The 12827-nt window shown below is 36.4% G+C and carries 12 protein-coding genes; all 12 read right to left on the reverse strand.

The window, feature by feature from the left end:
• Positions 1–9 precede the first annotated feature (9 nt).
• The 12 genes from ACWPVZ_RS09340 to rpoD all read right to left on the reverse strand — a co-directional run bounded on the left by ACWPVZ_RS09340 (position 10) and on the right by rpoD (position 12825).
• Positions 10–1437 (reverse strand): DUF2142 domain-containing protein, encoded by a 1428-nt coding sequence (locus ACWPVZ_RS09340; RefSeq protein ID WP_227853295.1) that lies wholly within the window; start codon positions 1435–1437, stop codon positions 10–12.
• Positions 1438–1448: 11 nt separating this feature from the next.
• Positions 1449–2375: a glycosyltransferase gene (locus tag ACWPVZ_RS09345; protein WP_014634836.1), complete on the reverse strand. Its 927-nt coding sequence runs from the start codon at positions 2373–2375 to the stop codon at positions 1449–1451.
• Positions 2372–4153 carry a rhamnan synthesis F family protein gene (locus tag ACWPVZ_RS09350; RefSeq protein ID WP_064524139.1) on the reverse strand — a complete coding sequence of 594 codons (1782 nt, stop codon included), beginning with the start codon at positions 4151–4153 and terminating at the stop codon, positions 2372–2374. The genes ACWPVZ_RS09345 and ACWPVZ_RS09350 overlap by 4 nt, the downstream gene beginning before the upstream one ends.
• Positions 4150–5196 carry a glycosyltransferase family 2 protein gene (locus ACWPVZ_RS09355; protein WP_014634838.1) on the reverse strand — a complete coding sequence of 349 codons (1047 nt, stop codon included), beginning with the start codon at positions 5194–5196 and terminating at the stop codon, positions 4150–4152. The genes ACWPVZ_RS09350 and ACWPVZ_RS09355 overlap by 4 nt, the downstream gene beginning before the upstream one ends.
• A 20-nt stretch (positions 5197–5216) precedes the next feature.
• The gene (locus ACWPVZ_RS09360; RefSeq protein ID WP_002891458.1) at positions 5217–6422 is read right to left on the reverse strand and encodes an ABC transporter ATP-binding protein; all 1206 of its coding nucleotides are present in this window, start codon (positions 6420–6422) and stop codon (positions 5217–5219) included.
• On the reverse strand, positions 6422–7231 hold the full coding sequence (locus ACWPVZ_RS09365; RefSeq protein ID WP_064524141.1) for an ABC transporter permease: 810 nt from the start codon (positions 7229–7231) through the stop codon (positions 6422–6424). Before ACWPVZ_RS09365 ends, ACWPVZ_RS09360 begins: the two co-directional genes overlap by 1 nt.
• On the reverse strand, positions 7215–8171 hold the full coding sequence (locus tag ACWPVZ_RS09370; RefSeq protein ID WP_064524143.1) for a glycosyltransferase family 2 protein: 957 nt from the start codon (positions 8169–8171) through the stop codon (positions 7215–7217). The genes ACWPVZ_RS09365 and ACWPVZ_RS09370 overlap by 17 nt, the downstream gene beginning before the upstream one ends.
• Positions 8168–9316 (reverse strand): beta 1-4 rhamnosyltransferase Cps2T, encoded by a 1149-nt coding sequence (gene cps2T, locus ACWPVZ_RS09375; protein WP_080611874.1) that lies wholly within the window; start codon positions 9314–9316, stop codon positions 8168–8170. Before cps2T ends, ACWPVZ_RS09370 begins: the two co-directional genes overlap by 4 nt.
• A 102-nt stretch (positions 9317–9418) precedes the next feature.
• On the reverse strand, positions 9419–10270 hold the full coding sequence (gene rfbD / locus ACWPVZ_RS09380) for a dTDP-4-dehydrorhamnose reductase (protein ID WP_064524147.1): 852 nt from the start codon (positions 10268–10270) through the stop codon (positions 9419–9421).
• A 119-nt stretch (positions 10271–10389) separates the two neighbouring features.
• A complete protein-coding gene (locus ACWPVZ_RS09385; protein ID WP_002884561.1) occupies positions 10390–11316 on the reverse strand; it encodes a glycosyltransferase family 2 protein in 927 nt (308 codons plus the stop codon).
• 10 nt (positions 11317–11326) lie between these two features.
• Positions 11327–11662, reverse strand: a complete 336-nt coding sequence (locus ACWPVZ_RS09390) for a metal-sulfur cluster assembly factor (RefSeq protein WP_002884757.1) — start codon at positions 11660–11662, stop codon at positions 11327–11329.
• 53 nt (positions 11663–11715) lie between these two features.
• Positions 11716–12825 carry an RNA polymerase sigma factor RpoD gene (gene rpoD / locus ACWPVZ_RS09395; RefSeq protein WP_002884252.1) on the reverse strand — a complete coding sequence of 370 codons (1110 nt, stop codon included), beginning with the start codon at positions 12823–12825 and terminating at the stop codon, positions 11716–11718.
• Between the last annotated feature and the right edge of the window lie 2 nt (positions 12826–12827).

The raw sequence follows: 12827 nt of genomic DNA on the forward strand, positions 1-12827 counted from the left end.
TTTCCATTTCTAGAGTTGATTAAAAAGAATTAACCAGTAAGAAATCGCTGGTAAAATTGCCAATAACGAAATTATAGTCAGGTATAATCCAGATGATATTTTTCGTTTAGGAATTATGCTTAATAAAATGAAGTAAATTGGGATAAAATATCGTTCTTGAACTCCATCAATGGTATGACTACCAATTTCTGAGAACTGTAAGTAAAGTATGATAAATACCGAAACAATAAAAGCAAAAGAAATTAAATATTTTGAAATCTCAAACAACTTAAAATAAATATTTCTTGGTGCTTTCAGATAGTTTTGACTATTGTATTTAGCAAATACTGATAATACCAGTGCTGTAGCACTCAAGTAGGTAAACAACTTTGGAATTGCATGTACAGCTAAATCATTCGTATACCCAATAGTATATACAAAAAAATTATAGCCCAATAATGTACGAACAAGTAAGGTTAAAAAACTTGGAATATCTGATAAGATAAAACTCAACTGCTTGAACGTATCTACATTTCTACCAAAATAAGCACCTGTATTAATGTTCTTAACAATCAGTACCCACCATATAGTTACCAAAAAACTAAGACCAAAAAGAAGCAATAAATAAAAGTATGCCTTATGTTCAAAATTTGATCTTTTTTTAAGTAAGAACGCAAGCGGTAATAGCAAAAATAAATATAGGAATATTGGAATTTTTCCCATTGATAATAATATCGTTACAATCGAGACAGCTAGTACATCATTTAAAGTAATGTTTTTTCCTTGCTTTAAGGAATAAACCACTCTCAATATTACAGCAAAGAATAAAGCTGAGATTGCAACCATATAACCATCGGCAGAAATATTAGTCCAACTAACTATTACAGTCGGAATAGTAGAAATAAATGCTAAAGTAAACTTCCCAACTGGTGTAATTTTGATAGCTAATATAAACAAAAGAAAATAGGTTAAGAAACCAATAAGTCTCATTAACAAATATTCTGTAACAGGCTTTATTCCAATAATTTTCGACAAATAAGCTGTAAAAACATATGGTAAGTAAGAAAAAGGTGTATAGGGAACAGTATTTGTATTCACATAAAACCTTTTCTGATTAGTAAAAGGAATTGAAGAAAATTTATGATACCAATCTTTATCCGTCGCTTTATACTTAGTAGAATTACCCGATTGAACTTGCTTAGCTTTTTCTATAAATTCATATTGTGTATTTGAAATTTTTCCTCCAGCAAGTGCAGGATTCCCATCCTGTAAACTAAGTAAATTACCATTTGAAAGTTCAATACTCCTTGCGTAATGCCCCATTTCATCTAATCCCACCATAGGGCTCCTCAAAGTAATAGACACTAATCCCGTAAGTAGAGTAACCATCAGAATGATCGTGAGTAAAACATTACTATAACCTTTTCTACTAAAAAAATTATCTTTTATCGTTTCCATAATAGATTCTATCAATCCTTATAAAAGTCGTAGATTTTCAACTCATACTGCATTCTATTTTGTCTTACTAGTGTATCTAGAATAAACCCTGCAATAAAAGATAAAGCGGCAAGAATCATCAACCCCGTTGCTAAAATTGCTGATGGCATCTTAGCAATTAATCCTGTTTTAGCAAATTCAGTTACTACAGGAATTCCTACACATAGACCTAAAATAAATAATACAAGACTAACTAAGCTAAAGAACAAAAGAGGTTTATAATCTTTAAAAAGGTTAAAAATCATTTTAAGAACTTTAAAACCATCTGAGAAAGTATTTAACTTAGATTCACTGCCTTCTGGTCTATCTTGATAGGTAATCGGAACCTCGACCAATTTAAAACGTTTATCTAATGAGTGAATAGAAAGCTCTGTCTCAATTTCAAAGCCAGGGGAAAGAACTGGAAAGGTCTTAACAAAAAGTCGATTAAAGCCCCGGTAACCAGTCATAATATCTTGATAATTACCCTTATATAATTTATTTACTAGAAGTCTGACTAAATTATTACCGAAACCATGAAAACCTCGTTTATTTTCTTCAGCATAAGTACCATTTGATAATCTATCACCAATGGTCATATCAGCCATACCTGAACGTAACGGCTCTAAAAGTTTTTCTACCTCATCTGCGGGATAAGTGTCATCAGCATCAACCATAATATAGTAATCAGCATCAATTTCACGGAACATAGATCGAACTACATTTCCCTTACCCTGTCTAGGTTCAAAACGGACAATCGCCCCTGCTTCTCTTGCTAATTCATTAGTTTTATCTTTAGAGTTATTATCATAAACATAAATATCCGCATTTGGAAGTACCTTCTGAAAATCTGCAATAACCTTTTGGATAGTCACTTCTTCATTGTAAGCTGGTAAAAGCACCGCAATTTTTTCTGTCATAATTTCTCCTTCATATTATTAGATTTAAATTTTCTCTTTATTCTTCTCAAAATGTACTTCACAGCGGTCCCTGGACCTACAATAATATATTTGAGAGCACCTTTTATACCACCGATATTATCAAAATTAATATAGGTATTTGGTAAAGTATCTGGTCGGATATTTAACACAACATTATCTACAAAAGGCGTAATATAGATATCGTTTTTTGCAATGGCATAATCATAACGTCTTGCCCAAGCAAGGTAAACTAGAATACGTTCAATTGAATGCAAAATGGTATGTTGAGGAATTGGTTCTGCTGGAATCTCTTCATCTTGTAAGTCAAGGTCAAACAATGGTTTTAAAGCATCATACTTGAACCAAATAAATGTTCCATAACTCATGATAAAAGTATTCATCTTATCAAAGTCAATTTCTCGACCAAGATTCATACGCTCCCATAAATCATTCATTCCTTCGGCAAAACGATTCTCATTCCAGGGATCCACAATTTTAGTATAACGGAAGAAAGTTGGAATATCAGCAATTACAAGCCCTAACCTATCATCACGTTCTAGATTTGCAATAATATTATCAGCAGGTTGAATTAACATTGAGAAAAGTTCATTTCGCCATGAATCTCCAACCCAATAAGGGTATTCTGGTGATTTTTTCGTATGGAAATGTCCAATATAATCATAAGCAGAAAGTTCATCTTTCAATTTAAGCATTGGAATAACATCACGTCCACGATTCCCAGTAATAAAGATTCGAGCTACTTTTCCATTCTTATCAAGGATAGACTGAATCTCTTCCTTCTTCTCTTCTGAATCCGTTGTTAGGAAGAGATCATAAGTAAAGTGAAAATTCTCAAATTGCTTTAAAAAGTCTTCAAGTAAGTCAACATAGTAGGTATGAAGATGTACAGCAATCTTTTTATTGTCTGAATATGGCTTTGAGCTTTCCTTAATAACCTTGCGGTCAAGCAAGTAGGGTGGAGTCGGTAAACTCATATCTGACATGTGAGACAAAATGAATTCTACCGGATAGTCTGTTCTATTCTCGATTTCCTTAAGCAAATAAGGAGCAAGATGCTGGGTTAAATCAAATGTCTTAACCTTAATAAACGGAACCCCTGCATCAAGCAAAACATGAGGATAATGAATTGTAAAATTACTATGGAAAAACTGATCATTTAGTGGAATCGTATTAAGAATCGATTCATACTTAAATCCAGCATCCATAAACTTCTTGGTATAAAGAGTTTCATAATTATCGATTACCTTTTGAACATCATCGAAACTCTCAACTGATTTCCAGAACTTTTGGAAAACACTAGATTCAACTAAACGTTTTTTAAATGAAATAAAGTAAGATTGCAAATGTTCATGAATATAAATATCACCAGCCTTGATTCCTTGATGATTAGTCATACCCCAAAAATCTACATTTGAATTTGATTCATATTTATCATAGATTGGTGCCATATCCCATAGAGGACCAAAACAGGTATCATTCATAACAGTGACAGAATCATACTGTTTCAAGTTATCAAATCCAACAAATTCCATACCATCATGCCAAGCAGCAAAATCGTAACCTTTATTCTCACGTTGGATAAAATCATCAATCAAGTATTTATCACGAAGTTTCTGTACTTCACTTTCACTAAGACGACTATTTGAAATAAAAACCAATTTATCAAACAACGGTCTCATATGTTCAAGTTGATAAAATACATGTCGACTAATATGATCATATTTATTGAAATGAACATAAAGCAATAGACGTTTCATTTACTTCTCCTAAAGAAATTAATAATTTTAGTTGGTATTGTCCATCTTCTCGAAGTAACAACACTGTTATATTGGATTTGTAAGTCATCATATAGACTTTGTATACGATTCAACTCACTAGTCAAATTAGAACGTAACTCTTCTTTCTCTTTTTTCAAAACTTCAATATACTCGTTTTGGTCATGAGAAATCTGTGATACTTGATTTAATTTCAAATTCAAGTCTTCTATCTGACGATCTTTTTTAAAAACTAAGATATCCAAATCACGATCCTTAACAAGCGCTAAGTGTGAAATTCTTTGAATATCCTGATCTGGATATTTGTTGAGATATTTAATTTGAGAATCTAAGATACCTGTGAACCGCCTTTCAGCAGTCTCCAATGTCATAGGTTTTGAATCAGATCCCAAATTCATACGATATACAGTAGTGGAATCACTCAAAAAAGAAATTTTAGTGCGTTTGAATAATTCAAGTTGCAACTCAAATGTATCGTCTGCGGCTGTATCGCTAATTTGAGCAGATACATCTTGCATAAGAGTGGTATCAACCAACCAGGTTGAAGCCATTGTCATTCCTTTCATGACAAGCATCTCTTCGTAAGAATCAATTAAAGGGAGTGCCTTATTAGCAAAAGCATCTTTTTGGATAAGATTTCCGTCTAGGTCTACCATGTCAAATTCGGTATTTGACCATAGTGAATCTGTTGAAGCATCTAGCAAATCAACTTGCTTTTGAAGTTTTAATGGGTCCGTCCAAAAATCATCACTATCACATCTCGCGATGTACTGACCCTTAGCTTCTTGGCAAACTTTTTTCCAAGTTCTAGTAATGCCAAGATTCACTTCATTACGAAAAGTTCTAACTTTTTCAGGAAACTTATTTTGATATTCTTGAATAATCTCATACGAATGATCTGTCGAAGCATCATCAATGATAATAATCTCGAAACCAAAATTTGTTTTCTGATTGAGAAAGCTATCTATAGCCTCTCGTACCCAATCCCCCTTATTATAATTGGTACAAATAATCGATACTTTCATTCAAACTTCCCTTTTTTCTCTTAAGAAAAACTCCACTTCCCATTTCTTTGAATAATACCAGTTGCAGAATCTTTGGCTGACTCGTCATCTTCATCAATATCATCCCTATTAAGAACAATAACTGGAATCTCATCAGCCGGAAGAAAGGCTAGAACTTGGTTATTCGCATCCCTTACAGTAATTTCGAGTTTTAACTTAATATCGTTTAACCCTGCTAGTGAGCACTGGTAGTTTACTTTAACATCACCCTTGCCACTTGTTAAGTTGTCCATCGTATTATCATTGTAAATCCAAATATTACGATCAATATCTGTAAATGAGATAGCAATATAAGTAGGCACATCTTCTAGCAAAGTATACGTCAAATCAAATGAAATTGGTTCATTTGGTGTAGCCCTCTTAGAAGACAACAGTGATAGCTTCAGATTTTCCACAAGCGAACCACTTCTTTCAATTCCTGATTGTTCTGAAGTGATTACTTGTTCTGTATTGTCAAAACTATATTGATTGGCAACGTCTCTTGGCTCGCCTTTGGCTTTAATGTATCCATCCTCAATTAAAATAGCCTTGTTACAGTACTTCTTAACAGCCCCCATATCATGAGTTACAAGAATTGTTGTTTTCCCTGATTTCTTACGTTCCATAAAGTAGTCATTACATTTACGTTGGAAAGCCTCATCACCTACTGCAAGAACCTCGTCAAGGATAAGAACATCACCCTGTGCCTTGATAGCCACAGAGAAAGCCAAACGGACCTGCATACCAGACGAGTAGTTCTTGAGTTTTTGGTTCATGAAATCTTCAAGTTCTGCGAACTCAACAATCTCATCATACATGGCGTCCACTTCTGCTGTCGTAAAGCCAAGCATTGCTCCGTTCATATAAACATTCTCACGTCCAGTTAATTCAGGATTAAATCCGACACCAAGTTCAATAAATGAAACCATTTTACCATTTACTGTAACCGTCCCTTGTTCAGGAACATAAATTTGAGAAATAATCTTCAATAATGTCGACTTTCCTGAACCATTTCGTCCCACAATTCCGAAGAAATCACCTTCCTCAACTTCGAAGTCAATATCCTTCAAAACATGTTGTTCTTTATAGCCTTTGATTCCTTTAAATCTATTTACTAAGGCAGTTCTAAGACTTTGAGTAGACTCAACCGGTAATTTGAAAAACTTACTTACATGGTCCACTTTAACTGCAATTTTCTTTTCTGTCATTAGAGAATCTCCGCGAATTTTTTAGCTTGATTATGGAAAATGTAGTAACCAATAGCAAAGATAACAAGTGGTAGGAAATACGGAATAATAGCAATAGCTTTATGACCAATTAAATCCCAACCACGCAAGCTACCTGAGAAGACAATAAAGTGTCGCAAGTCCTGAATAATTTGTGCTAAAGGATTCAACATCATCAGTTTTGCAATCTTAACTTGTCCACGTTGCAAAATAAATGTCAACGAATAGATAATAGGTGTCGCATACATACCAGCTTGCATAACTACTTCCCAAATTGGACCAATATCACGGTACTTAACAAAGAGCGTTGCTAAGACAAAGGCAATACCGGCTGAGAAAAGGAAGAGTTCAGCAAACAATGGAATAACTGTCAACCAGCCTAATGAAAAATTAACACCGTTTACCAAGGCAAAAACAAAGACAACAAGGAGGTTAATCACATAGTTAATTGAAGCTCCAACAACTGATGAAATAACAATAATTTCTTTTGAAAAATTCAATTTTCGTAACAAGTCACCCCTTGATACAATTGACATCATCCCCATACTCGTCGCTTCTGAAAAGAAACTCCATGTAACCATACCGATTAAGAGGCCAATGGCGTAATGTGGTGTGCCATCATCAAAACGTAAGAAGCGAACAAATACCAGGTACATAATTGTAAAGAGCATAAGTGGTTTCAAAATAGACCACAAATGACCGATTAAACTACCTTGATAGCGCAATTTGAAATCGGTTTTAACCATTTCTCGTAACAAAATACGATTTTTCTGACTAAAAAAGTCTAACATCTTTCTCTCCTCTATATGCAAACTTTGTAAGAATCAATGTCGTAAACACAATTGTGTGAAATGCTCTATTTTTTCGATAACCGTATTTTCGAATACGTGCTAAACGTTCTCTAAATGGAGCATCCATAATTGTTACAAAGTTTTCAATGATTTCCTTATTCTGTGAACTTAACGGGAGTTCCAGCAAATTTCTAGCTTGATCTTGGCTAGCTTTGATAAGACTCCAATATTTGGCAAAAAGGATATGGGGTCTAACCCAATTTTTCATCCGCTTTCGCAAAGTTCGAGCTCCAAGGACATTACTACTATGTTGACGATAGAGCTCAGTTGGCTCATCAATATAGACTAAGTTACCAAAGGCAGAAGCTAGCAAACCTAGATACCAGTCATGCATCAGTAAATCATGCTTTTCCTCACCAGTCCATAGTTCCGCTAAAGCATGGTTAATCATAGCAACGCCACCAGTAACTGTATTTTCAGTCAACTCTTGAATCAGCTCAATATTGGCATGGTCAGACTGAGTACGGATCATACTATCATGAAGGACAGATAGATTTTCATCCACTACCTTTAAATCAGTATAAATGAGTAGAGGTTTATCCTGAGAATACTTTTTGGCTTCTGCCACTTGAAGTGAGATTTTTTCAGGAAGCCAAAAATCATCCTGGTCACTGAAACAGTAAAGGTCTGCCTCCTCATGCTTAAGTAGGGCATGGAAACTTTTAATCACACCAACATTCTCGATATGATTCTCATTAATAAAGTGAATACGTGAATCTCGTGTAGCCAGTTGTTTAATAAGTTCGACTGTTCCATCAGATGAACCATCGTCACGTATGAGAAGTTCCCACTCCTGATAGGTTTGCTCTTGGATACTCTTAACTTGTTCCGCTAAATACTGCTCACCATTGTAGGTTGACAGTAAGATATTTACTTTCATGATAAAAATAGCTCCTCGTACTTACCTACAATTTTTTTCCAAGTAAAGTTCTGTTTCATGTTCTCCTTAGCTAACTTACCTAGTTCAGAGTAATCTAAAACGTCATCTACTTGATCAATCAAATGCGACAGATTGCCTTCATCTTTTTCCCAATAACGAGCTGTATCTTGAGCTACTGACCGGTTAAATGAGACACCTAATACTAAATTCAAATCAGTTTGTGCCATAGCTTCCAGTAAGCCAGGGTTGGTTCCTCCAACTTCGTGACCATGAATATAGGCAAAAGCTTCTTTGCGAATATATTTTAATAGGTCTTGATCATAAACTGTTCCAACAAACTTCACACGTGGATCCGTATCAAACTGTGTTTTGGAACGCAATTCCTCAAAATAAGCATTGCCCTCATAATTACAAATAATAATTAAATCACGTTTTGTTGAGGAACTCATAAACTCACGAATAGCCGTTTCATAATTATTTTCTGGAACAAAACGTCCAAGAATCAAATAATAATTTTTCTCGTAAGTATTCCATGTCTTGTAAATATCTCTAACTTTAGCATCCTGATTTGTTAGTGTTGTCGGTGATAAATCTGTTCCATAAGCAATATAAGTTGTCTTAGACCACGGATAGGCATCTTGAATATAAGTTTCAATTCCTGGATTATCCGAGATAACCAAGTCAGCATGTCTTGTCATTACTTTCTCAGAATACTTTAGATAAGCTTGTACTGGCTTGGGCCACTTAGCTCGCTTCCACTCCAAACCATCTGGATTAATGTAGAATTTACCACCAATTCTATGAATCTTACCAGCAAAGGGAGCCACAAAGGCACCTATAGTATTTCCCAAAACATAGAAAATTGGTTCTTTTATATTTTCCTTACGGATTATCTTCAAAGCGTAATTAATAGCCATCATATCATAGGCAATAACGCGAGCAGGTCCTAATTGGGGGGCCTTAATCGTGAAACAATCTACACCTTTATATTCGAAATGCTCATAGGCCTGTTTATCAGAAAGGCAGGCAACATGGTATTTAATTTGGGATGAAACTTGGTTGGAGACTAATTGATCTACAAATGTCTCAAAACCACCGTATTTTGCTGGAAGTCCACGACTTCCGATGATGAATACGTGTTGCATAAATCCCCTTTCTAACAAGTCTATAATCTAATCAATTATACCATTTTACAAGGCTTTTGCCTAATACAAACAGAACAGCAGCCACAAAGGACTGCTGTGTTTTTATTTCACTTCTTGTTTATAAAACTCTTTCAAAGCATCTTGCCATGTTGGGATGACAAATCCTGTAGCCTTAGCCTTAGCCAAACTCATTGTTGAGTTAAGTGGACGTTTAGCTTTAGCTGGGAATTGGCTTGAATCAACAGGCTTCACTTCAACATCAGTATCTTTAAGGATTTCAACCGCAAAGTCATACCAAGTTGTATCTTCTGCTGCATCATTTGACAAGTGATAGTAACCATATTCCTTACGGTTTTCAGCCAAATAAGTCATAAATTCTGCCAAAGTACGTGTCCAAGTTGGACGACCATGTTGGTCATTAACAACTGTGAGTGTCTTGTGGGTCTTAGCAAGGTTTTGCATAGTGAAGACAAAGTTCTTACCATAGTTACCGAATACCCAAGCAGTACGTATAATATAATAGTTTGACACATGTTTTTCGACTAGTTCTTCACCCATACGTTTTGTACGACCATACTCTGTCTGTGGATCTGGTTTGTCATCAACTTCCCACTCTTGACCTACTGGTTTTTCACCATCAAAAACGTAGTCCGTTGAAATATAAACAAGCGTTGCACCATGTTTTTCGGCAGCCTTAGCGACATTTTCAGTACCTGTCACGTTGATAGCATAGTCAAGCTCTTTACCTTCATCTTCAGCAGCATCAACAGCTGTGTAGGCAGCACAGTGATAGACCAAGGTTGGTTTTACTTCCGCAAACACTTCATCTACTTTTTCAGCATCTGTGATGTCCATTTCTGCCACATCTACTGCTACATACTCTTCGTTACGCTCGTCAAGAAGGTGACGAAGCTCGGTTCCGAGTTGGCCATTTGCACCTGTTACTAGAATCATATTTTTCTCCTTGTAATTTTCATTAATAGCACTTTAATTTTATCAAAAAAAGCAGAAAAAATCTGCTTTCATTTATAATTCTATACAACAAATTTATTTGTATAAATAGCTGGTTATCTTCACCCTTTTTCTTTAACAATATAAACTGGTCGTTTCTTGGTTTCTAGGAAAATCTTTGAAATATAGTTCCCGATGATTCCCAAGGCCAAGAGTTGGATTCCTCCGATAAAGAGGATGATCGAGACAAGGCTTGCCCAGCCTGCAACACTCCCACCTATAGTTAGTTTTCGGATAACGACAAAGAGAATTCCAACCAAGGAGATTAAGAATGAGAAGGTTCCTGCCCATGTGGCAAGTTTCAAGGGTACTTCTGAGAAGTTGATAAAGCCATCAAGTGAGTAACTCAATAGGCTCCAGAAAGACCAAGAAGTCTCTCCTGCCACACGTTCACGATTTTCATAAGAGACATAGGCCACATCAAAGCCGACCCAAGAAAAGAGGCCTTTTGAAAAGCGATTGACTTCCTTGAGCTCAAGGATGGCATCAACGACTTGACGAGTCATCAAGCGGAAATCACGTGCCCCATCCACCATTTCAGTATCAGAAACTTTATTAATCAACCAATAGAAAGCCTTAGCAAAGAGTGAACGAATAGGTGGCTCACCCTTGCGGTCTGCACGTCGTGTACCGACAACGTCGTAACCTTCTTGGATTTTGGCATACATCTCGATGAGCAGTTCAGGTGGATCTTGAAGATCGGCATCCATAACTGTGACGTAGTCACCTTGGGCTGCTTCAAGTCCTGCAAGTAAGCCTGCTTCCTTCCCAAAATTACGAGAGAAAGAGAGATAGTGAACATTCTCAAATTGTTTTGAAACCTGTCTCAAAACTTCTAAGGTGCGATCTTTTGAACCGTCATTGACAAAGTAATAGTTGAAAGCCAACTGATTGGCCATTTGTCGCTCAACTGCCTGACAAGCCTCTAAGAAAGGATGAATAGTCTCTTCCTCGTTATAACAAGGAACAACGATAGCCAGTGTTTTCATAAGATTTCTCCTAACGAATACCTAGGGCGATACGGGCATAACGACTCATCTTTTCGATAGTCCATGCTGGTGTCCAGACCAATTTAACCTCTGTCTTAGTGACTTCTGGCACTTCTTTCATAGCGTCATAAATTTGGTCTGTCAAAAGGTCTGCCAGTGGGCATCCCATAGTCGTCAAGGTCATATCGATTTCAGTATAGCCATCTTGTTGGAAACGGATATCGTAAATAAGGCCAAGGTTGACAATATCAATCCCCAACTCAGGGTCAATAACCATTTCTAAAGCTTCCAAGATACGATCCTTGATTTTTTCAATTTCTGCTTCAGTGTATTTTACTTCAGACATAGCTTTTCCTCCAAAATCAGGGCCTAATATTCAGGCCCCTTCCATTTACTATCTTAGTCTTCAATAAAGTCTTTAAGTTGTTTACTACGGCTTGGGTGGCGTAATTTACGAAGGGCTTTAGCTTCAATCTGACGAATACGTTCACGAGTGACGTTGAAGACTTTACCAACATCTTCCAAAGTACGCATCTTGCCATCATCAAGACCGAAACGGAGACGAAGAACATTCTCTTCACGGTCTGTAAGGGTATCAAGCACTTCATCCAATTGTTCACGAAGAACCACACGAGTTGTGTAATCTACTGGATTTTCGATAACTTCATCCTCGATAAAGTCACCCAAATGGCTATCATCTTCTTCACCGATAGGTGTTTCAAGAGAAACTGGCTCTTGAGCAATCTTAAGGATTTCACGAACCTTATCTGGAGTCATATCCATACGTTCAGCGATTTGCTCAGGTGTTGGGTCTTGTCCCAACTCTTGCAAGAGATTACGTTGCTCACGCACCAATTTATTAATAGTTTCAACCATGTGAACTGGGATACGGATGGTACGTGCTTGGTCTGCGATGGCACGAGTGATTGCTTGTCGGATCCACCATGTCGCATAAGTTGAGAATTTGAAACCTTTAGAGTAGTCAAATTTATCAACGGCTTTCATAAGCCCCATGTTACCTTCTTGAATCAAGTCCAAGAACTGCATACCACGTCCCACATAACGTTTAGCGATTGAGACTACCAAACGAAGGTTGGCTTCTGCCAAACGTTGTTTAGCTTCCAAGTCACCATTTTCAACAGCAATAGCCAATTCTTTTTCCTCTTCGTTACTCAAGAGAGGGACTACCCCAATCTCTTTGAGGTACATACGAACAGGGTCATTGACCTTAGCTGAGTTTGAACCAAGAAGCTCCTCGTCTGTCAATTCTTCTGGTTTTGGGGCTTCAACAACATATTTAGATGAAGGATTTCCGTCCTTATCAGTGATAGAGATACCACCGTCTGTCAAACGTTCCAAAAGGTCATCAATCCCATCAGCATCAAGAACAAATGGGATAACTAGTTTTTCTGTGACTTCATCATCAATTGCTGTACCAGCTTTTTTGTGGTTACGAATGAAATCAGCGACTTGAACGTTAAATGCTGTATTTTGTTTTTTCTTTGCCATGT

The organism is Streptococcus sp. Marseille-Q6379 (assembly GCF_965119505.1).